Origin of the sequence: Megasphaera paucivorans, from assembly GCF_900103535.1 — a bacterium.
GTDB classification, from domain to species: Bacteria; Bacillota; Negativicutes; order Veillonellales; family Megasphaeraceae; genus Megasphaera_A; species Megasphaera_A paucivorans.
The window spans coordinates 73,472-94,411 of the sequence record NZ_FNHQ01000006.1 but is presented as its reverse complement, the minus strand read 5'-3'; the positions used below and the strand labels follow the sequence as shown (position 1 = coordinate 94,411).

Below are 20,940 nucleotides of genomic sequence, written 5' to 3'. Positions count from 1 at the left end.
TTATGAATAAAAGAAGTATGCGGATTTTGGGGTTTTATCAAATTCAATCCATGTTGGTGAAGTTAGCTCCCTCCCGGTTGTCTAAAGAAGCAGCAAGGCATTTAACGCCTTCCGGCGATGCAGCTGTTATTGAAGAAAGCCTCAGGGATACAGAAGAAGCGGTAATCTGTTTGCAGCGGGAAGCATCGTCACCCTTTGGCGGTATTGTTGATATACGGCCGGCTCTTGAAAAAGCATGCCGTGAAATCACGTTAGATTCACAAGAGTGTATTGATATTTGGAATAATATACGGTGTTATGAACATGTTAAAAAATTTTTTGCGGAAAAAGAAAAAGACTATCCGCAATTGGTAAAAAAAACACAGTTTATTATGGATTTTTCAGTATTGGAACATAAAATAGCGGCTGTTTTTGATGAAAATCATCAAATTCGGGACAATGCTTCCCCGGAACTTCTTCATCTGAGAAATCGTATTGTTGAATTGGAACGGCAGACAAAACGATATATGCAAAGCGTGCTGCAAAATAAGGAATATCAAAAATACTTTCAAGATATTCTGATTACGGTACGGAACAATCGATATGTTGTACCTATTAAGCAAGAATACAGGCATGTATTCCCTGGGATTGTTCACGATATGTCAGCTAGCGGTTCGACCTTATATATCGAACCGCTGGCTATCGTAAATGCTAATAATGATTTGCAGCAAGCACGTATGGGGGAAACTAAGGAAATAGAGCGTATTTTTAAACGACTTACGGCCATTGCAGCAGATCAATATGAAGATCTCATGAATAGCACGATGTGTGTAGGGAAATTAGAGTTTATTTTTGCTAAAGCGCAGTTAGCTATTCAGATGAAAGCTTGCCGTCCTGTGGTTTCAAAAAAAAAGCAAGTGCGTCTTCTCCATGCCCGGCATCCGCTGATTGCGCCGGATGTAGTTGTCCCTAATACCATTATTATTGGCGGTGAATATAGAATTTTGCTGATTACAGGTTCCAATACCGGTGGTAAAACGGTAGCGATGAAAACCTTAGGACTTTTGGTTCTCATGTACCAAGCCGGATTGTTTATACCTGTAGGAGAAAATTCGGAATTGCCCATCTTTCGTGATGTTTTTGTTGACATTGGGGATGAGCAAGATATTTCTCAAAATCTGAGTACCTTTTCCAGTCACATGAAACAGCTTATTTATATTTTAAAACATTGCAGCACGGAGGACTTGATCCTTGCTGATGAACTGGGATCGGGCACTGATCCGGCAGAAGGAAGCGCGATTGCTATCGCAGTGCTTCAATCTTTGTATGATAAGGGTGCATGTGTTATGGTGACGACACATTACAATGATTTAAAAAATTTCGCGTATAATACAAAGGGGATTGAAAATGGGCATGTTGAGTTTGATGTGCAGACATTGCAGCCTACATATAAACTTCGCATAGGATCAGCAGGGAGCAGTCATGCTTTTAGCATTAGTGAAAAACTTGGCATGCCTGTGGGAATTTTAAATAAAGCAAGAGAACTGCGCAGTAAGGCGCAGGATGTTGATATGGAAGCTATTTTAACAAAGCTGAATACACAATCCAAACAGATGGATGAAGAACAGGTGGAACTGGAGCAGCGGCTGCAGCGTGTAAGAAAATTAGAGGATGATTTACGCAGAGAAAAAGATAAAGTATCTTCAAAACGACAAGATATTGTAGATTCCAGCCGACGTGATGCGATGGAATTAAAACGTAAACTCCGCATTGAGGCGGAATCTATTATCCGTGAATTGAAACAACAGTTTCGCGAAACTACAGATCGGGAAAAAGCAAAGGCTATCGAACAGGCACGGCGATCTATTCAGCAAATTTCTCTTCCTGACAAGGAAAAAACAAAGCGTAATCCTATTGATGTGAAAACACTGCAGATTGGACAACGTGTATTTATTAATTCGTTGGATGGATTGGGAACGGTAATGTCAATAAAAGGAAAAAAACTTACGGTTTCCGTGAAAGGAATGACTGTTCGTGTAGAAAATAAAGACATCAGTGCTCCTTATTATGATGAGATAAAACAAGAACAGCGGGAAGAAAAAAAAGCGGCGGCCGTATCTTCTTATCGTCCGATTCGTATCGATGCGGTGGCAGCGGAAATCAATGTTATTGGAAAAACAGGGAGCGAAGCGATACCGGAGGTTGAAAAATTTCTTGATCAAGCGCTGGCGGCAGGGTTTAGTCCTGTTCGGATTATTCATGGTAAAGGAAGCGGTGCCTTAAGACGGCAGATTCATGATTTTCTTGATCATCAACCGTTTATTTCATCGTATAAATTGGATGATGCAGAAGGCGGCGGCGCAGGGGTAACACTTGTGTTTTTTTAAAAATAAAGTCCTGTACAGACCGAATTTTTCTGTACAGGACTTTATTTTTAAGGTAATCTATGTTTTCATACGATAATGTGTTGGAATACTTCACCAATGGGGTCATGAATAACTAAATCAGCGCGGTCATCCATACTAGTCGAAGATTTGTTGATCAATACGAGTTTATGTCCGCTGTAATATCTTACAAGACCGGCAGCTGGATAAACAACTAAAGAGGTGCCGCCAATTATCAACATGTCGGCATGACTAATATAATGCAATGATTTTTCAATAACGTCATCATCAAGTCCCTCTTCATACAGTACGACATCTGGCTTAATAGATCCGCCGCAGGCATCGCATTTGGGGATACCGACAGCAGAAGCCATATAGTGAGCATTAAAAAATTTATGGCAGTGCAGACAATAATTGCGATGGACACTACCATGTAACTCCAATACGTTTGTACTGCCGGCTTGTTGATGCAGACCATCAATGTTTTGTGTAATGATGGCTTTTAATTTACCGGCTTTTTCTAGTTCCGCTAATTTTATATGAGCCATGTTAGGTTTGGCATCAAGGCAAAGCATTTTATCATGATAAAAGCGAAAGAATTCTTCAGGGTTATCCATATAAAACGAATGACTTAAAATTGTTTCGGGGCGGTATTTATAGGTTTGATTATATAATCCATCGACGCTTCGAAAGTCAGGAATGCCGCTTTCTGTGGAAACACCGGCTCCACCGAAAAAAACGATATTATTAGAATGTTTGACTAAATCTGCAAATGTATCAACGACTGTCATGATAAAGCCTCCTTTTGATACTTATATTTTACTGATAACAGCGCAATTTTGCAATAAATATAAAACAGAATGTTTATCGATAGGTATTGACAAAGGGCTTTTTTAAATATAAAATACCTCTATGTACAAATACATATTTTATATGGAAAAGCAATGAAAAAGACGGCTTATGCCAGCACTCCTTTTCAGCGAATCGGGGATAGTGAGAGCCCGGAGAGGCAGCGGTATAAGCAGATCACTTTAGAGCTGTGGCTGTGAGCCAGCCGCCGGGTTGCGTCGTTATGGGCATTGAGTGGCCGTTATGCGGTCAATAGGGTGGTACCGCGGTGATTAACGTCTTCGTCCCTTTTGGGATGAAGGCGTTATTTTGTTTTATTTATTTAGAGGAGGCAACAATATGGATTACGGTAAGACTTTGCATTTGCCTGAAACCGAATTCCCCATGCGTGGCAATTTGCCGAAAAGGGAACCGGATTTTCTTAAATTTTGGCAGGAACATGCTATTTATGAAAAACGTTTGCAAAAGAGAGAAGGAGCGCCTAAGTTTATTCTTCATGATGGACCTCCGTACGCTAACGGTCAGCTGCATATTGGTCATGCCTTGAATAAAGTACTCAAGGATATAATTATGAAATATAAGACCCAGAACGGGTATTACACAAAATATGTTCCTGGCTGGGATACGCATGGACTGCCTATTGAACATGCAGTTATTAAAAATACAGGGTTGAATCGGCATGAAATGGCACCGCTCGATTTGCGTGCGCGTTGCAAGGAATATGCTCTGAAATGTGTTAATGAACAGCGTAAAGATTTTATCCGTTTTGGTGTTTTAGGAGATTGGGAACATCCCTATCTTACCTTGATGCCGCATGTTGAAGTAGAACAGATCGGCGTGTTTGGTGAAATGGCCAAAAAGGGATATATATATAAGGGGTTAAAAACCGTATATTGGTGTCCTCATTGCGAAACAGCTCTGGCTGAAGCGGAAATAGAATATAAAGAAATCAAGTCTTTTTCTCTTTATGTAAAATTTCCTGCAGTAGATCTTACTTGTCATATGCCGAAAAATGCTGATCCCGATAAAGTGTATGCTGTTATTTGGACGACGACCCCTTGGACAATTCCTGCTAATGTAGCTATTTGTGCTAATGAAAATTTTGAATATGTCTGGGTCAAGGCTGGTGAAGAATATTACCTCATGGCTAAAGATCTTGTAGATGAAACAATGAAGGCAGGAAAAATTGAGGAATACGAAGTGCTGCCGGATGCGATAGAGGGGAAACGGTTGGAAGGTCTTGTGTTCCAGCATCCTTTTTATGAAGCACGCAAGGTTCCCATTGTCTTAGGAGAACATGTTACATTGGAAGCGGGGACAGGTCTTGTACATACGGCTCCGGATCACGGGGTTGATGATTTCAATGTTTGCATGAAATATTCTGCTTGGGGATTGAAACCGCTTGGTACAGTAGGCCCCGATGGCTGTTATACGGACAAAGTTCCAGAATATCAGGGTAAATTTGCTTTTGATATGAATGTACCGATTATTAAACGGCTAGCGGAATTGGGTGTATTATTCGCTAAAGGCTCGCTGCGTCATCAATATGCACATTGCTGGCGCTGTAAAAATCCGATTATATATAGAGCAACTGAACAATGGTTTTCTTCTGTAGACGGATATCGGCAGAAAGCATTGGAAGCAATCGACCACGTAAAATGGATACCATCATGGGGACATGACCGGATTTATAATATGATTCGCGATCGCGGTGACTGGTGCATTTCCCGGCAACGTGTATGGGGCGTGCCGATTCCTATTTTTTACTGCCAGAAATGCGGCAAGCCAATTATCAATGATGATACGATCAAGCATCTGCAAAAATTGTTTGCTGTAGAAGGTTCCGATGCATGGTGGCGTCATAACGAAAAGGAACTATTACCGGATGGGTTTACTTGTCCGGAGTGCGGCGGTACAGAATTCAAAAAAGAAACCGATATAATGGATGTGTGGTTTGATAGTGGATGTACACATCAAGGAGTACTTTGCACGGATCCTAAACTTGATTATCCATGTGAAATGTATCTTGAAGGTTCGGATCAGCATCGGGGCTGGTTTAATTCCTCACTGTTGACATCTGTTGCTATTAATGGATATGCTCCGTATAAAGCTGTTTTGACTCATGGTTTTACTGTTGATGGTGAAGGTAAAAAAATGAGTAAATCTGTGGGAAATACGGTTGCGCCACAGGAAATAATTGATCAATTTGGTGCAGATGTTATGCGGCTTTGGGTATCATCAGCAGATTATCAAGGCGATATTCGGTTGTCCCCGAAAATTTTGAAACAACTCAGTGAAGTATATCGTAAAATTCGCAATACATTCCGATTCCTTCTGGGGAATTTGGCTGATTTCGATCCGGCAGTTCACTCTGTTGATTATGAAAATATGACAGAGTTGGATAAATGGGCATTGCTTCGGATGGAACAAGTATATGAAACGGTGACGGAAGCATATGAAAATTATCAATTTCATGTGATGTATCATGCGATACATAATTTCTGTACTGTGGATTTGAGTTCTATTTATCTTGATATTATCAAAGATCGTTTGTATGCAGAAAAAGACGATGCGCTTATTCGGCGAAGTGCGCAGACAGTAATGTATCGGATACTTGATACATTAGTTAAAATTGTTTCTCCTGTGTTGTCCTTTACCGCGGAAGAAGTTTGGATGTATATGCCAGAAATAGCGGGTAAGGAAGAAAGTGTACTGCTGACAGATTGGCCGAAAGCACATAAAGAGTATCTGAATGTTGATTTGGAAGCTCGCTGGAATAAATTGTTGTCTTTACGCAGTGATATGACTCGTATTCTTGAAGGAGCCCGTAAGGATCATACTATTGGGCATTCTCTGGATGCAGCGGTTACGATTTATGCAGATGGAGCAGACTATGCTTTCCTTAGTCAATGGAGCGATAAACTGGCTATTCTTCTCATCGTCAGTGAAGTGAAATTAGTGGAAGGAACTGATTTAGCACCTGAACAAGCTGCAGCCGGTGAAGATCATACAGATATTCGTGTCATTGTAACTCCATCCACCCATGAAAAATGTGAACGCTGTTGGATACATCGTGATACCGTAGGGACAGATCAAGAACACCCAACTCTTTGTGCGCGTTGTGCTTCCGTAGTAAAGTAGTATCAGGAGCTACTGCAGGTATTCTTGGCAAGGATAACATAAAGGTTTGAAAATATTGATCAATAAAAAAACTACTTTTACACATGGTGTAAAAGTAGTTTTTTGAAATTCGTGTTTAAGTAAATTGCCTATTTAGGCTGTGAAATACATTCATTAAGGTCGGCAATTAAAGCATCTACATCAATACCGTGAGCGCCTGCGCCTTGACCGATGGTTTCGAAATGAGCGGCCATGCAGCCGATACAACCGAGACCATAAGCCTGAAAAATTTCGATGATTTGTGGATATTTCTGAACAGCTTCAATAATACCCGTATCCTTCGTAATAACTGGCATGGTAAATTCCTCCTTGTCTTTTCATATCCAATTGTTTTAAAAGAACAATGGAACAATTTTTATTATATCATAGAAAGTACCCTATTCCAATATGTTTTAAAGATTGAAATAGGGTGCTTTTTATACAGCCGGAGTAGAACACTGCGATGATGCACTGTTATATTTCGACCTCTTTTATTTATTGATTGATATCGTATCTATTTTTTGGCCGTTGGGAAGATAAGAGGAAAATGTCAGCGTATGTTCGCCTGCTTCCATTGTTAGATAATTATCCGTTTCCGGTTGCGGGGCGATTACTTCATCCAAGGAGTGCTGCTTCCATAATTCAGGATAGCGAACATTTCCTGCTACACCCGTAAGAATATACAGCGGGCCTGTATTATCGCGTCGGAAGTTGCGGATATGGCCACGGTTGCGGTATGTGTGTAGATGTGCGGAAAGAACAATATCAATATTGTAAGCATCGAAGAGCGGCATAAATTCTTTTCCTTCTGCAGAAAATCCTTCTGTACGGGGTTGCGGGCGGTTTTGAAAAGCATATTGCAGTGGATCTTTATGCATCAAAACAATTTTCCATTTTTTGTTTGTGTGGGCCATGTCTGCTTTAAACCAATTGATTTCATCATCTAGCAGATGTGGCTGAAATTGTGACATCTCTGTAATTTGAGTGTTAAGGACGACGAAATGGATGTCGCCATAGTCAAAAGAATAAAATTGATTCTGATAGAGAGAGGGGACTGTGTTGGGTACGTTGAACATATGAAGATACGCTGTCGGCATACGAACTTCCCAATTTTGGTCATATGTTTCATGATTTCCCATAACCGGAGCGACAGGAATAGCAGAAATCATGTTTTCGACAGCTTCAAACCATAAATTCCACTGAGTATGATCTTCGCCATTGTCTACCAAATCTCCCATATTTATAAAAAATTGAGCATCTTGATTTTCCTTCCATGCGGCTTGTGCGGTATCACGCCACACATCATAATTACTGGATTGAGAATCAGGAAAAATAAGCACTTTAAAAGTATTTTCTGAAGCCAGTGAGAGGGGAAACCATTCACTGCGTTTTTTATCGTATCCGATACGATATTCATAACGTGAGCCAGCGGTTAGGTGAGTAAGTTCAGCGGAATGTATGTAAGTCGTTGTTTTGTCATCATTAAAAATTTCATTAGAAGCCGGCATTGTTAGAATCGTGTCCGTGTTTTTTTGACGATATTCTATGACTGCATTTTTTTCGGCTAAATCGGATTGCCACATGATGGTTCGTGAAGTGGTACTGTCAAATGTAATAACTTGACGAATATTAAAAGCATCAACTTTGTCAGTGAGTTGATACTGTGCAGCTACTGATTTGGTAACTCTGGCTGCCTGCCTGCTTATTGACCATGCACTGGGGACTAAAATATAAAGGATGATACAAACAAAAAACAGTATAAACGGTATCCCTAGTTTTATATATTTTTTCATAAAAATCTCCTATAGAATGGATTTGATAATTAATTATACCATATCACTTTAATTATACTCCAAGTCAAGAAGAAAAAAATATTTTCGGCATTATTGTTAAAAAAAGTAAATGTGATGCTGCTTATATTGCAGTAAGGGATCGGGGATATACAATAGTTATCCTTGACAGAGAGAAGGTATCGTGATAGAGTAAAACCAGTCAAAATAAGAAATCTATGAACGGGAAGAGTACTATTGCAGACGCCTTGGCAGCGAACCGATGACAGTGGAAGTTCGGTATGAGCAGGCAGTGGGAATGGACCCGGGAGATGTGGTCCGAATGCTGAAGTAGGCACCACCGGTTTTGCTTTCACCGTTATTGGAAAGTATTTGAGCCGGGCTGTATGCCAACCAGGGTGGTACCGCGGAAATCTTTCCTTTCGTCCCTTTTTTTTAGGGGGGTGAAAGGATTTTTTGTTTATGTATTACAGGGAGGAATTAGATATGTCCATTATTTTTTCCGGCATTCAGCCGAGTGGTAATCTTACATTAGGTAATTATTTAGGTGCATTGCGCAACTTTTCGAAAGTTCAGAAGGATAATGAATGTTATTATTGTGTAGTAAATCAACATGCTATTACAGTTCCGCAGGATCCACAGATGCTTCACGAACGGACACGTACACTGGCGGCCATTTATATTGCTTCCGGGCTTGATCCTGATAAATCTACTCTTTTTGTGCAGTCGGAAGTACCTGAGCATGTTCAGTTAGGCTGGATTATGACGTGCAGTTCTTATGTAGGAGAACTGGAACGGATGACGCAGTATAAAGATAAATCTGCTAAACAAGGTGATTCTATTCCGGCAGGCCTTTTGACATATCCGCCTCTGATGGCAGCTGATATTTTGCTTTATCAAACGAATTTGGTTCCCGTGGGTGATGATCAGAAACAGCATATGGAAATTACTCGTGATTTGGCACAGCGGTTCAATCGCATATATGGAGATGTATTTACTGTTCCGGATATTCTTCTTGGTCATGATGGGACTAGAGTCATGAGTCTCCAGGAACCTACAAAAAAAATGAGTAAGTCCGATGATAATCAGACGGCAACTATTTATTTGCTGGATGCACCAAAAGATATAGAAAAGAAAATTAAACGTGCGCAAACAGACAGTGAAAACTCTGTCCATTATGATGTGAAAAATAAGCCGGGAATCTCTAATTTGATGGATATATTGGCAGCCGTTACAGAACAAACTCACGAACAAATTACAGCTGCATATGCTGATAAAGGATATGGTGCTTTTAAAAAGGATGTTGCGGATGCAGTTGTTTCTGTGTTGGAACCTATTCAGCAGCGGTATACACAATTGATTCATGATCCGGAATTAGATAAAATTTTGGAAAAAGGTGCTGCCAAAGCCCATGCAAAAGCGAATGTAACGTATCAGAACGTCTGTAAAGCTATAGGGTTATATCGATAAGTGACGAGGTCTTTATATGAGTTGTTTTTTTGCTATATTAGCCCGCATGAAGTTTATCCGTCGCTGGGGACTCATGCGCAATGTACAAGATGAAAATATTCAAGAACATGCACTGCAGACTGCGATGATTGCCTATCATCTCTGTCTCCTGCATAATCAGAACAATGATATACCGGTAGATGCAAAACAAGCAGCTGTGTTAGCTATGTACCATGATGCTGTCGAAGTTTATACCGGCGATATGCCGACGCCAGTGAAATATTTCAATTCAAAAATGCGAAGTACTTACGGAGAAGTAGAAAAAATGGCACAAGACCGGTTGCTCTTAACATTGCCGAAGGAACTGCGGGCGGCATATGAACCGCTTATAAAAAATGCAGAGCAGGATCCTGTGTGGATATATGTAAAAGCGGCAGATACCTTGAGTGCGTATCTCAAGTGCATGCAGGAAAAAAATGCGGGAAACTATGAATTTGATCAAGCATTGCATACGATTGAGGAGAAGTTGAAAAGTTTACATATGCCGGAAGTGGATATTTTTTTAAAGGAATATGCACCGGCTTTTGTACTTACAATTGATGAAATTAATGCTTAATTACTGCTATTTTCTGCTAAGAATAGGATAAAAAGTCATTTTTAGCATTCGTTTTGCTGGAAATGACTTTTTTGATTTTTCACTATAGACAAAGTATAGTATAATGTAATATACATAAGATTAACTTAATAATACTTGTTGGAGGGTTCAAAATGACACTGAGTTTGTTTTGGTCCAGATATATCTTAGAATTACATGAACAACACGTTCGTCCGATTGATGAGTTTTATATGTACCTTATTGCCCGTGAAAAATGGAACTGGTTTTTAAACAAAATTCCTGAATCGGAACAAGTGCAGATTTTACGTGGGCATAATCATGGTACTGATGTATGGACATGTCGTGAATGGCTGAATCATATGCTGGAATGGATAAAAGAAAATAAACCTCATAATATTTATGAGTCTGTTGTTGATAAAATTCATATCATTGAAGATAAACCTATTAAAGAATTGGAGAAAAGTGCAGTTCGTACTATCTCAGAGGAAGAACTGGAACAACTGAAACAAGTAGGTTATTTTCACGGCATTTCCCATACGAGGACGCTTGAACACAAATAGAAGTAATTGTGATGGGAGGTGAAGAAATGGGCATATTATCTCGTTTGCATGTCATTGTCTTATGTTTGCTTGCTGCAGTATGTTTTATTGTTGTGCAGCCCGTATCGGCAGGCAGTCAGGATATCCGAGTGATTGCCATTGAAGGAGAGATTAATGCCGGTCAAGTTGCGTTAGTCCGCAGAGGCCTAACGGATGCCCAAGAACAAGGGGATCATGCTGTCATAGTTCAGATCAATACGTTGGGAGGTCGTGTTGACAGTGCGTTGAAGATTCGTGATATGCTGCAGAATACGACAATACCGACAATTGCTTATGTAGATACTCGTGCGTGGTCAGCGGGAGCCTTGATTGCGATTTCCTGCCGGCATATTGTTATGGCACCGGGAAGCAGTATTGGTGCAGCAGAGCCTATTCCTGATACGGAAAAAAACATTGCTGCTTTAAAATCGGAATTTGCGGCGACGGCATCTCATATGGGCCATAATCCGCGACTGGTAGAATCTATGGTTGATAAAACCAAAGGCTATCCGGATTATGCGGAAGCCGGTCAGATATTGGCGCTGTCAGAAGCTCAAGCGAAACAGCTTAATCTGTCTGAAGCGACTGTCTCTTCGATTGAAGGAGTACAACATCAATTTAGCCTTGACAATATGAATGTTGTATATGTGGAACGTAATTGGAAAGATACTATTGCCGGATTTCTTCAAAATGATTATGTACGGACGCTTTTTGTCGGTCTTATTTTAGCAGCGGTTCTTGCAGAAATCAAGATGGCCGGTATGGGGGTAGGCATTGTTACCGCCATTGTACTGGGTGTATTGTTAATGTATTCTGGTGATGATACGATAGACAATGATTTAAAAGTTATCGGCGCCTTTATTGCCAGTCTTGTTCTTATTGCGATGGAACTGGCGACGCCTGGAGTTGGTATTTTTGGTATTGTTGGAATTGTGTTGCTGTTCGGCAGTCTTTTTTATATGTTAGGGGCCGGTCTTTCAGCCGCTTATATTATTGCCGGAGGAATTATCATTGCAGCTATCTTGTTTTATTTTGTGGGGCGCAGGCTGCCTAAAAGCAGGCTTATTGCTAAATTAGCGCTGACGACCCGGTCAACGAAGGATAAGGGATATACTTCTCAGGCAGATAAAAGCGCATATTTGGACAAACGGGGACAGACGATTACGATTTTGCGGCCGTCAGGTACTGTGCGTATCGGTACAGAACGTGTGGACGCAGTCTCTGATGGCGGCTTTATTAATCGCGGTGTTGAGGTTCGCGTTATTAAAGTGGAAGGAACACGTATTGTTGTTGAACCTGTAAAACATAATAAATAATGTATATGGAATCAAGAAGATAATTAAAATTGGATTATTTATATATAAAGGAGGTAATTCTATGTCAGTACTCACTATTATTGCATTTCCCCTATTGATTATTTTTATAGCTATTGTGGCGGTGTCCTTGTTTTTACATTTTGTTCCTTTGGGATTATGGATATCTGCTATGGCTGCAGGGGTATCTGTTGGTATTGTAAATCTTATTGGAATGCGGTTGCGCCGAGTTGTGCCGACGAAAATTATTTTGCCTCTTATCAAAGCCAATAAAGCGGGGCTTGATGTTAATGTGAATCAATTGGAAGCTCATTATTTAGCGGGTGGTGATGTTGATCGGGTAGTGGATGCTTTAATAGCTGCGCATCGGGCCACTATGTCGCTTACGTTTGAACGGGCTTGTGCCATCGATCTTGCCGGACGGGATGTGTTAGAGGCTGTTCAAATGAGCGTTAATCCTAAAGTCATTGAAACCCCTTTTATTTCGGCTGTGGCACAAAATGGGATTGAACTAAAAGTTCGTGCTAGAGTAACGGTTAGAGCCAATATTGAACGTCTCGTTGGCGGGGCAGGAGAAGCAACCGTTATTGCCCGGGTTGGAGAAGGCATTGTTACTAGTGTAGGTTCGGCGACAGATCATTCCCAGGTTTTGGAAAATCCTGATAAAATTTCTAAAACAGTACTTAATAAGGGACTTGATGCGGGTACAGCATTTGAAATTTTATCCATTGATATCGCAGATGTTGACGTAGGTCGTAATATTGGTGCCAGACTTCAAACCGACCAAGCTGAAGCTGATAAGAGAATTGCGCAAGCTAAAGCGGAAGAACGCAGGGCGATGGCAGTAGCTAGGGAACAAGAAATGCAGGCATATACGCAGGAAATGCAGGCTAAGGTAGTAGAAGCACAAGCGGAAGTGCCGTTAGCTATGGCGCAGGCGTTGAAGGAAGGTAATCTGGGAGTAATGGATTACTATAATATGAGTAATGTCATTTCTGATACAAAAATGCGTAATGCTGTAGCAAAAGCAGGACTTCCCCCTGCAGCTACGATAACTACGACTCCGGCACAACCACCAACTGATCCGTCAATAGAACCTCAGAAATAAGAAGGTGATTTTATGGACTTTTTATGGGTAATTATTGTCTTTGCAATCGTAGTTTCATTGCCAGATTTATTGCGCCGTAAACGACGGTATCCGACACGCAGGAATCCCAAACCAGGACCGACGGGTGAGAGCTCTCCCTCTCCGGACAAGAAGTCGACAGACTTGGAGAAAGAACAGCCGCCGGTTTTTACCAAAACACAGCAGGAGCAGCCGGCTGAACAATCGATTCCTGTGCCGACGTATAAAAAAATCCCTGTACCACAGGAACTGCCGGCCCAACCTATGCACATTAGTCAGGGAATGCCTGAAACCATATCGGCTGCAGTCAATACTATATCGCAGCCTGTACCCTCACAATCACTTTGGAGTCAATTGCCACCGCAAGCACAACAAATTTATGCGGGCTTAATTTGGTCAGAGATTCTTCAGCCGCCACTTTCAAGAAGAAAACGTTACTGATGTAAGCAGAAATATATATGCACTATTTCGAAAGGAAACAACATGATAGAAGAAAAGAAAATTATGATTGATCGCATTCCGGTATTGCAAATTACGTGTGGAGAATCTTCTAAAGGTGTCATTGTGTTTTATCATGGCTGGTCATCACAGAAAGAATTACAGTCTTTACGAGGCCGTGTTTTGGCGGCGTATTGTTATGATGTGATTATTCCCGATGCTATGTATCATGGGGAACGGGGGACAATTGATTATAACGCGGAAGCTTCCTATCCGCTTTTTTGGGAAACAATTTTTCGAAATGTAGAAGAAGCATCACAAATTGTGGCCTATATTAAAACCTGGAAACCTCGTATACCGCTGGCTGTTATGGGGCATTCTATGGGAGGAATTTCAGCGTTGGGGGTGATGACGCATTGTCAGGAATACAATACGGCGGTATCTCTCAATGGGTCTGGATGGTGGGATGAATCGGAACGCCGGTTTCGTGCCGCTTTGCATATAGACAAACCTAAAGAATTTTTTGAAATAATGAAAAAAATCAATGTGCTTGATCCATATACCCATATAGATCAACTTAACGGTCGTTCAGTGCTTGCACTTAATGGCGGAGCTGATCCAACAGTAGACAATGCCGCTCAGAAAATGTATATGGAAAAATTGTCCGGTTGTGCAGAGATAAACAGCGATTTCCAGACATATCCAGGACTCTGTCATTTTGTGACTACGAATATGATGGACGATGCAGTCCAGTGGATAAATAAAACAATATAAAACCTATGTTTACTTCCCTTCATGGAATGAAATGTGACATGAAGGGATTTTTATGTACAGCAGTCTGGATATACATTATGTGCGATTTTATCTTTGTTTTTCAAATATTCTTATGATATCATGAACACATCCGAGAGGGGGGATAAACATATGATCATGATTACGTATTTAAAAAAGAATATAGATGTGACAATCGCTTTGGTGTTCGCATTGCTGACTACTAGTATTGTTCCTTTTTCATGGAAAAACGTATTTGAAGAAATGAATGTGCCATTATTGCTTTTATTGTTTTGCATGATGGCAGTTGTAGCAGGATTTAGGCGCAGCGGTATGTTTTTTCAATTGTGCCGTATCGTGTTTTCCAAAGCAGATACAGCTAGACAGGTAGTTCGTATACTGATTTTTATTTGTTTTTTTAGTTCCATGATAATAACGAATGATATAGCCTTAATTACGTTTGTTCCGATGACAGTTCTTGTTTTGAAGGAAGTGCGGCTTCGCGGATATTATATTTTTACGATTGTGATGCAAACGGCAGCGGCTAATTTAGGGAGTATGTTTACTCCTATTGGGAATCCCCAAAATTTATATATCTACAGTTTTTATGGGATGCGTGCAGATGAATTTCTTTTTTATACAGGTCCTACGGTATTGCTTAGCGCGATTCTTTTATATGGAGCAACCTATTATGTAGCAGCTGATAGAAAAATAGAGATGCCTGTTCAAGAAAAACTTATTATTCCAAAGGTACATTTATATTTGTTATACGGACTTTTTTTCCTTTGTGTGCTTACAGTTTTACGGATTTTATCAGCATATAGTCTTTTTTTTGTAGTGTTTCCCGCAGTACTAATACTAGATAAAAAAATACTTTTTGATATAGATTACAAATTATTGCTTTTGTTTGTGTTTTTATTTATTGGTGTTGGAAATTTATCTCAAATCACGATAATGCAGACATGGGCAGTACATATAGTGAAAGGAAATGAGTTTTTTATATCGCTGCTTTTGAGCCAGATTTTGAGTAATGTTCCGGCTGCCGTTATGTTGTCTCATTATACCAATGATATGGTTCCCCTGTTGTTAGGTGTTAATATTGGTGGATTGGGTACTATTATAGCTTCTATGGCAAGTATTATTTCTTTTAAAGTGTATACGAAACTTTTATTTAGCCGCAAAAGCCGCTATCTTATTGTGTTTACCGCTGTAAATGTGGGAATGCTTTTACTGATACTGGGAGTACAATACGGGTTAAAAATGGTTCGGTTGGTGTAATAGGCATGAAAAATGAATATATGTGTTTTTTTCTGTTATTTTTTAATACATAGAGTGTTACAAACGCAGCAAAAAAAAACGGCCGTATTTAAAAATATATTTCTAGAACGGCCGTTGCTTGCTATGTTTTATGATTTTTTATTTACCTGATGGGACATTCGAGTTACTCGATCTCCTTTTGCTTTATACTCAAAACTCAAAACTGTTGAAGCGGTCACTTTCTCTTTTTTTTTTGTTTCGAATTTATCAATATCTTCAGCAAAATCTAAACCTGTATTGGTAGCATAATAGGTACCGAATTTTTCTCCGCGGATAAGATATTTTTTTTGCAGTAATTTTTGCAGATGCGCTTCGGTTGCCGGATGCGGTGCAAACATTTCTTTTGGTGTAGCTTCTTCTCTTTCCACTGAAGAAATTGCACTGGCTAGAATTTCTTCTTCTGTAGCGCTGCCGTTTGTATAATAAATGTGTGGCAAAAATACAGGAAAGTCCTTTTTTGCAAAAATTAAAAATTGACCGATTGCAGTAGATTCACTGAGGGAGTTGTGAGTTTCTACTTCTATACCCATTTCATCACAAATTGTTTCCAGCTGGTTGGATTTAAAGTCATAATATTTTTTTGCGATTTCCAGCGTATCTATATATTGAAAACGAGGGGGTTCGATGCCAAATATTTTAAGAGCATGAGTAATACAGCCCATGACATACGAAGCATTATGAGCAACAATGGTGTGATTGATAAAATAATTTTTCATCCCGGCTTCCCAATATTCACCAAATTCATAGGCCTTTCGTACTTCATCCCAAGATACCGGCGACGTATCGGAAACGTTGTTTTCTGGCGGTTGTACATAAAAATAGTGCCTATCTTTCATTTCACCGTTTTCAAATTCAGTAAAACCAATTAGGCAAATAGAATAAGGCTGATCATTAGCGAGTTCCAGAGAAACAGAAGTAAACCGCTGCGGAAATCGGCGTGTATAGTCAGTAGGCGTCAACGGATATTTATAATAGCCGTTTTCAGGTTTAATATCATACTGATGCAGGTTTTTGACTTTTACGTGCACATAGTTTTCAATTTCACTTTCTTTCTCTTTTTTGCGTTTACGTTTGCGTATAGTGAGAAAGAGTGAATATAGCACAGCGGCTATAAAGGCAATAGTGATAAGCATGCCGGCATAATGTAATAGAGTATCCATTCCTATCATTCCTTTTTTTGTGTTTTATTGAAATTGTGGTAAAAAGTCATATTGTAGCAATTAAAGAAAGCTTTATTCGCAGCGATTCCATTTACTGAATATTGATCACAAAGATTCGGGTCCTGACCGTCGAATTGCTGCCGTGAAACGGCTTTGCCTATTGTGTCATACGAATAAGCGCCAATCAACTGTGCCTTGACTGTTTGTGCATTGAAATTATAAAAAAAATTGTTTTCAAATCCAGTAGCTGTGTTACGAGTGTAATCATAGGTAATTACAGTTGCGCGAATCATATAAAACGGAGGATCATATCGGATAGATTGAATGGAATTCATATCCATATAAGATATAGTCGTATCACTATGCCCTACCTGTATATAACGAGGATTATCGTCGAAAAACATGGCAGAGACGAGCATGCTGCCTATAGCAAGGAATGTTACCAAGAGAGCGAGAATTTTTTTGTACATGGCAATTCTCCTTTCATTATTTTCACTACCATTATATTATAACAGATACGCCATATAATGGAATAATATTTTATTTTCGGACAATGAATTTCTAATAAACTTTTTAAAAATTTTGGTAGTAGTTTTTACTTTTATGGTAGAATAGATTTATAGATAAGGAACAGGATGTGATTTTGTTGGATGTACTATATATAGGCTTGCCTTTTTCACGATGGGATTACCATCGCATGGTATTACCGCGTCATAGTGATATGATTGTGACAACGGCTTTTAAAAAGGCAGGATGTTCGATTTTTCCGGTTAATGCGTTTGAGAGAGGAAAAGATATATGCGGGGAAAATAGATGGAATGATGATTTTGTACAAACAAGCGGAACAGTTCCCAGAGATTTTTTCTTAGCGACGAAAGTATTTTGGGAAGATTATTTATTGTTGTATATTTCATCGTCAGCCTTCGCAGCATCACCAGAGTATGTACGTTTTGTCAATCGTGCCGTAGAAGAAGCTATTTGCAATGGAGTCGTTGTTGCTGCGGATATTCGCGGTGATGCTGCAGAAGCGCCTTGGGCAGATAAAGTGAATATTGTTTGGGATACAGCTCCTTTTTCGCCTGCTTTGAGCGGAGATCGATTGATTAGTATTGGTGTAGGGCTGAAAAACATTACTGTTTCTACCCGCAGAGGAATGGGGCAATTTGAAGGATCTGTTGATGGAGAACAATTTATGCCGGTATATCTAAAAGCACTGGTAGAGGGAAAATCTATGGCGGATTCAGTTGAAGCGTATACAAAAAATTATGTAGATATAGTTATACCTTAATATATAAAGGAGGAATTGAATTTGGGAAAACAAGCTACAGAAGAACACCCTTTGCGGGCGGCTATACTAACTGTCAGTAATAGCCGTACTTTTTCAAATGATACGAATGGATTGGCAATTCAATCAGGACTTACAAATTATGGGCATCAAGTTGTCGATTATGCTATAGTGAGAGATGATAAGGAGGAAATCCTGAAACATATCCATAATTGGACCTGCAGTGTGGATATGATTATTACTAGCGGCGGGACAGGGCTGGCTAAGCGCGATGTAACGATAGAAACCATTGAACCGTTATTTGACAAAATAATTCCGGCGTTTGATGAAATGCTGACTTTATTTGCTTATCGGGAAGATTGCGGGGTACAATCAATTGCCTATCGCTCTTGTGCGGGTGTTATCCATCAGTGTTTGGTGTTTTGCCTGCCGGGTGCTGCACGGCTTATAAAAATAGGAATGGATAAAATCGTTTTACCGGAAATGTTCCACTTGTTTACAGAAATGAAAAAATAATGTGGGATGAGTGAAATGACGGATGGCTGCAACATGTGTAAACTATTTATTTAGACAATTCAGACTGTAGGTACTGCCGTGATTAAATGATTCGTCAGCGGGACAATAACGAGATGTATTTATATTTCGTTACTGTCCCTCATTGTGTTAAAATAGTTACATGTATTATTATATATAAATAGAAAATATAGAATTACAGAGGGTATCATGAAATCAAAAATAGTACTTGTTACGGGAGGTTCCCGCAGTGGAAAAAGTGTATTTGCAGAACGGCTGTTAGCCTCGTATCGAGGGACCAAAGCGTATATTGCAACGGCACAAGCTTTGGATATAGAAATGAGGCAGCGAATCGAAAGGCATCGTGAACGGCGCCCGGCATCTTGGCATACCTATGAAGTGCCGCAGGGATTGGCCGCAGAAATAGGAAACATCCTTAACTGTACGGATGCTGTTTTGATTGATTGTTTAACGTTGTATTTTTCCAACTTTATTCTTTGCCATGCAGAATACGATATTTCTGAAGTATATGATTTGGCTATGCAGGAATTGGATGTTATCATGAAATCAATCCAAGCTGTTTCTTGTAAGCAGGTTATTTTTGTAAGCAATGAGTTAGGAAGCGGTATTGTTCCTATGGATGCCATGACTCGCTGTTATCGTGATATTATGGGATGTGTTAATCAACGTGTAGCGAAAGCGGCTGCACAGGTGTATTTTACAGTCAGCGGGGTGACAGTGGAAATGAAAGGGCTTCAGGTTATCTTGCCAGACGTGCAGGAGGATACGCTGTGAAATCTTTTTTTATTGCGCTGCAATTTTTATCTCGTATCCATATTGTACAGCAAACGGTATGGAGTGATCGTGATTTTGGCAAGGCTGTGATTTGGTTTCCGATAGTGGGAATGATGATTGGCTTTTTTCTATCTATCGTATATATGGCGGCATCTTATTTTTTATCTGGAATTTATTTAGCTATTGTAGTTGTAGCTGCTTGGTTTTATATTACCGGGGGTCTGCATGCCGACGGATATATGGATACAGCAGATGGTATTTTTTCTGGACAAAATAGAAATCGTATGCTGGAAATTATGAAGGATAGCCGGGTGGGTGCTAATGGCGTCATAGCTTTTGTATGGCTCGTTTTGCTGAAAATATGTTTTTTTGCAAATGATGGATCGGCAGTATTGACGTTGATAGGTGTTCCTACAGCAGCTCGTTTTGGGACACTTATTAGTATTTTTGGATTCCCGTATGCACGTAAATCAGGATTGGGACGAGCGTTTAAGGAATATGCACCGAAAGGGGCATTGCCTATTGGCTTTGCATTAGCACTTCTGCCACTGGTTTGCAGCGGGTGGCATTATTTGCTTCTATTGACGGCTGCAAGTGGAATAACGTTTTTTTCTGATATATATATATTGCGTAAATTGGGTGGACTAACAGGAGATACATATGGTGCTGTTACGGAATTTACAGAAATGGTATTATTGGGAGTATTGATGGGTACAAAATAAAAACAAGTTTATGTAGGAGGAATTATTTTATGATCAAGTTATACTTAGTACGTCACGGTGAAACTGATGGTAATGCGCAGCAGTGGTATCAGGGAACAACTGATGTGCCCCTTAATAAAACCGGAATTATGCAGGCAGAGTGCTTAAGCAGATTTCTTGAGGATGTTCACTTTGATGCAGTTTACAGCAGTACTTTATCGAGAGCCAAACGGACAGCGGAAATCATTGCTGAACCACATGATCTTTTCGTAAAAGCGTATGATGACTTGCGAGAAATTAATTTTGGTGTTTGGGAAAAGCATACCTATAGCGAGATTACGACACGCTGGCCCGGCGAAATTGAAGCATTCTATGATTCCGAAGGAAATATGCGGGCTCATGGAGGAGAATCGTTTAGAGATGTAGAAAAACGCATTACGGAAAAGACAAAGGAATTGCTGCAGCATCATGTATCTGGAGATACTATCATGATAGTGTCTCATGGGGCAGCTATACGCTGTCTGTTATTTGGATTGCTGGGACTGGAAATGGGCCGTATCTGGGCATTTCAGCAATATAATACAGCATTTAACATTATTGAGTATCATGGCGATAAAAACGTTATGACACTTATGAATTGTACGGACCATCTGCAAGGTACGGTGGGATATCAGATGCAGTGGTCTAATATGGTAACGTTATGAGCGAATCGGAAAA

At 39.9% G+C, this 20,940-nt stretch carries 20 protein-coding genes and 1 other annotated feature; of the genes, 15 read left to right on the top strand and 5 right to left on the bottom strand.

What is annotated here, in order from left to right; all coding sequences use genetic code 11:
- The first annotated feature begins 2 nt into the window (after window positions 1-2).
- Window positions 3-2,366: an endonuclease MutS2 gene (locus BLR11_RS04185; protein ID WP_091648464.1), complete on the top strand. Its 2,364-nt coding sequence runs from the start codon at window positions 3-5 to the stop codon at window positions 2,364-2,366.
- Window positions 2,367-2,431: 65 nt separating this feature from the next.
- Here BLR11_RS04185 and BLR11_RS04180 read toward each other — a convergent pair whose 3' ends face one another.
- The gene (locus tag BLR11_RS04180; protein ID WP_091648462.1) at window positions 2,432-3,154 is read right to left on the bottom strand and encodes an NAD-dependent protein deacylase; all 723 of its coding nucleotides are present in this window, start codon (window positions 3,152-3,154) and stop codon (window positions 2,432-2,434) included.
- 397 nt (window positions 3,155-3,551) lie between these two features.
- On the opposite strand from BLR11_RS04180, the gene ileS reads away from it, so the two are divergent.
- The gene (gene ileS, locus BLR11_RS04175; RefSeq protein ID WP_091648460.1) at window positions 3,552-6,353 is read left to right on the top strand and encodes an isoleucine--tRNA ligase; all 2,802 of its coding nucleotides are present in this window, start codon (window positions 3,552-3,554) and stop codon (window positions 6,351-6,353) included.
- Between the two features lie 128 nt (window positions 6,354-6,481).
- On the opposite strand, the gene BLR11_RS04170 is transcribed toward ileS, so the two are convergent.
- Window positions 6,482-6,688 (bottom strand): DUF1858 domain-containing protein, encoded by a 207-nt coding sequence (locus tag BLR11_RS04170; RefSeq protein ID WP_091648459.1) that lies wholly within the window; start codon window positions 6,686-6,688, stop codon window positions 6,482-6,484.
- Window positions 6,689-6,862: 174 nt separating this feature from the next.
- Window positions 6,863-8,164, bottom strand: a complete 1,302-nt coding sequence (locus BLR11_RS04165) for a purple acid phosphatase family protein (protein ID WP_091648457.1) — start codon at window positions 8,162-8,164, stop codon at window positions 6,863-6,865.
- A 206-nt stretch (window positions 8,165-8,370) separates the two neighbouring features.
- Window positions 8,371-8,594: a binding site (T-box leader), on the top strand.
- Between the two features lie 53 nt (window positions 8,595-8,647).
- Between BLR11_RS04165 and trpS the strand changes: the two genes are divergently transcribed.
- From trpS to BLR11_RS04125, 8 genes are all read left to right on the top strand, one after another.
- On the top strand, window positions 8,648-9,631 hold the full coding sequence (trpS, locus tag BLR11_RS04160) for a tryptophan--tRNA ligase (protein WP_091648456.1): 984 nt from the start codon (window positions 8,648-8,650) through the stop codon (window positions 9,629-9,631).
- 16 nt (window positions 9,632-9,647) lie between these two features.
- The gene (gene yfbR / locus BLR11_RS04155; protein ID WP_091648454.1) at window positions 9,648-10,226 is read left to right on the top strand and encodes a 5'-deoxynucleotidase; all 579 of its coding nucleotides are present in this window, start codon (window positions 9,648-9,650) and stop codon (window positions 10,224-10,226) included.
- Between the two features lie 152 nt (window positions 10,227-10,378).
- On the top strand, window positions 10,379-10,786 hold the full coding sequence (locus BLR11_RS04150) for a hypothetical protein (RefSeq protein WP_091648452.1): 408 nt from the start codon (window positions 10,379-10,381) through the stop codon (window positions 10,784-10,786).
- Between the two features lie 26 nt (window positions 10,787-10,812).
- A complete protein-coding gene (locus tag BLR11_RS04145; protein ID WP_091648450.1) occupies window positions 10,813-12,120 on the top strand; it encodes an NfeD family protein in 1,308 nt (435 codons plus the stop codon).
- Window positions 12,121-12,181: 61 nt separating this feature from the next.
- A complete protein-coding gene (gene floA, locus BLR11_RS04140; RefSeq protein ID WP_091648448.1) occupies window positions 12,182-13,225 on the top strand; it encodes a flotillin-like protein FloA in 1,044 nt (347 codons plus the stop codon).
- Between the two features lie 12 nt (window positions 13,226-13,237).
- Window positions 13,238-13,684: a hypothetical protein gene (locus BLR11_RS04135; RefSeq protein ID WP_091648447.1), complete on the top strand. Its 447-nt coding sequence runs from the start codon at window positions 13,238-13,240 to the stop codon at window positions 13,682-13,684.
- 42 nt (window positions 13,685-13,726) lie between these two features.
- Window positions 13,727-14,455 carry an alpha/beta fold hydrolase gene (locus BLR11_RS04130; RefSeq protein WP_091648445.1) on the top strand — a complete coding sequence of 243 codons (729 nt, stop codon included), beginning with the start codon at window positions 13,727-13,729 and terminating at the stop codon, window positions 14,453-14,455.
- 150 nt (window positions 14,456-14,605) lie between these two features.
- Window positions 14,606-15,730: an SLC13 family permease gene (locus BLR11_RS04125; protein ID WP_176762869.1), complete on the top strand. Its 1,125-nt coding sequence runs from the start codon at window positions 14,606-14,608 to the stop codon at window positions 15,728-15,730.
- A gap of 128 nt (window positions 15,731-15,858) precedes the next feature.
- Here the strand turns inward: BLR11_RS04125 and BLR11_RS04120 are convergent, their stop codons facing one another.
- Window positions 15,859-16,929: an exonuclease domain-containing protein gene (locus BLR11_RS04120; protein WP_091648442.1), complete on the bottom strand. Its 1,071-nt coding sequence runs from the start codon at window positions 16,927-16,929 to the stop codon at window positions 15,859-15,861.
- 5 nt (window positions 16,930-16,934) lie between these two features.
- Entirely contained in the window at window positions 16,935-17,399 is a 465-nt protein-coding gene (locus tag BLR11_RS04115) for a hypothetical protein (RefSeq protein ID WP_091648440.1), read from the bottom strand.
- Between the two features lie 176 nt (window positions 17,400-17,575).
- Here BLR11_RS04115 and BLR11_RS04110 point away from each other — a divergent pair, with 176 nt between their 5' ends.
- The 5 genes from BLR11_RS04110 (at window position 17,576) to cobC (ending at window position 20,927) form a co-directional block, all read left to right on the top strand.
- Window positions 17,576-18,217: a hypothetical protein gene (locus BLR11_RS04110; RefSeq protein WP_091648439.1), complete on the top strand. Its 642-nt coding sequence runs from the start codon at window positions 17,576-17,578 to the stop codon at window positions 18,215-18,217.
- 21 nt (window positions 18,218-18,238) lie between these two features.
- Window positions 18,239-18,730, top strand: coding sequence for a MogA/MoaB family molybdenum cofactor biosynthesis protein (locus BLR11_RS04105; protein ID WP_091648437.1), 492 nt, complete (start codon window positions 18,239-18,241; stop codon window positions 18,728-18,730).
- A gap of 207 nt (window positions 18,731-18,937) precedes the next feature.
- Window positions 18,938-19,522: a bifunctional adenosylcobinamide kinase/adenosylcobinamide-phosphate guanylyltransferase gene (gene cobU, locus BLR11_RS04100; RefSeq protein ID WP_091648435.1), complete on the top strand. Its 585-nt coding sequence runs from the start codon at window positions 18,938-18,940 to the stop codon at window positions 19,520-19,522.
- Window positions 19,519-20,244: an adenosylcobinamide-GDP ribazoletransferase gene (cobS, locus tag BLR11_RS04095; RefSeq protein WP_091648433.1), complete on the top strand. Its 726-nt coding sequence runs from the start codon at window positions 19,519-19,521 to the stop codon at window positions 20,242-20,244. Before cobU ends, cobS begins: the two co-directional genes overlap by 4 nt.
- A gap of 29 nt (window positions 20,245-20,273) precedes the next feature.
- Window positions 20,274-20,927 carry an alpha-ribazole phosphatase gene (cobC, locus tag BLR11_RS04090; RefSeq protein ID WP_091648431.1) on the top strand — a complete coding sequence of 218 codons (654 nt, stop codon included), beginning with the start codon at window positions 20,274-20,276 and terminating at the stop codon, window positions 20,925-20,927.
- Window positions 20,928-20,940 lie beyond the last annotated feature (13 nt).

Excerpts from the sequence above, each read along its gene's own strand:
- BLR11_RS04135 (WP_091648447.1), top strand. The coding sequence starts at position 13,238 with ATGGACTTTTTATGGGTAATTATTGTCTTTGCAATCGTAGTTTCATTG.
- BLR11_RS04150 (WP_091648452.1), top strand. The coding sequence starts at position 10,379 with ATGACACTGAGTTTGTTTTGGTCCAGATATATCTTAGAATTACATGAA.
- floA (WP_091648448.1), top strand. The coding sequence starts at position 12,182 with ATGTCAGTACTCACTATTATTGCATTTCCCCTATTGATTATTTTTATA.
- BLR11_RS04170 (WP_091648459.1), bottom strand. The coding sequence starts at position 6,688 with ATGCCAGTTATTACGAAGGATACGGGTATTATTGAAGCTGTTCAGAAA.
- ileS (WP_091648460.1), top strand. The coding sequence starts at position 3,552 with ATGGATTACGGTAAGACTTTGCATTTGCCTGAAACCGAATTCCCCATG.
- cobC (WP_091648431.1), top strand. The coding sequence starts at position 20,274 with ATGATCAAGTTATACTTAGTACGTCACGGTGAAACTGATGGTAATGCG.
- BLR11_RS04185 (WP_091648464.1), top strand. The coding sequence starts at position 3 with ATGAATAAAAGAAGTATGCGGATTTTGGGGTTTTATCAAATTCAATCC.
- BLR11_RS04145 (WP_091648450.1), top strand. The coding sequence starts at position 10,813 with ATGGGCATATTATCTCGTTTGCATGTCATTGTCTTATGTTTGCTTGCT.
- BLR11_RS04130 (WP_091648445.1), top strand. The coding sequence starts at position 13,727 with ATGATAGAAGAAAAGAAAATTATGATTGATCGCATTCCGGTATTGCAA.
- BLR11_RS04125 (WP_176762869.1), top strand. The coding sequence starts at position 14,606 with ATGATCATGATTACGTATTTAAAAAAGAATATAGATGTGACAATCGCT.
- trpS (WP_091648456.1), top strand. The coding sequence starts at position 8,648 with ATGTCCATTATTTTTTCCGGCATTCAGCCGAGTGGTAATCTTACATTA.
- cobU (WP_091648435.1), top strand. The coding sequence starts at position 18,938 with ATGAAATCAAAAATAGTACTTGTTACGGGAGGTTCCCGCAGTGGAAAA.
- BLR11_RS04180 (WP_091648462.1), bottom strand. The coding sequence starts at position 3,154 with ATGACAGTCGTTGATACATTTGCAGATTTAGTCAAACATTCTAATAAT.
- BLR11_RS04165 (WP_091648457.1), bottom strand. The coding sequence starts at position 8,164 with ATGAAAAAATATATAAAACTAGGGATACCGTTTATACTGTTTTTTGTT.
- BLR11_RS04120 (WP_091648442.1), bottom strand. The coding sequence starts at position 16,929 with ATGGATACTCTATTACATTATGCCGGCATGCTTATCACTATTGCCTTT.
- BLR11_RS04115 (WP_091648440.1), bottom strand. The coding sequence starts at position 17,399 with ATGTACAAAAAAATTCTCGCTCTCTTGGTAACATTCCTTGCTATAGGC.
- yfbR (WP_091648454.1), top strand. The coding sequence starts at position 9,648 with ATGAGTTGTTTTTTTGCTATATTAGCCCGCATGAAGTTTATCCGTCGC.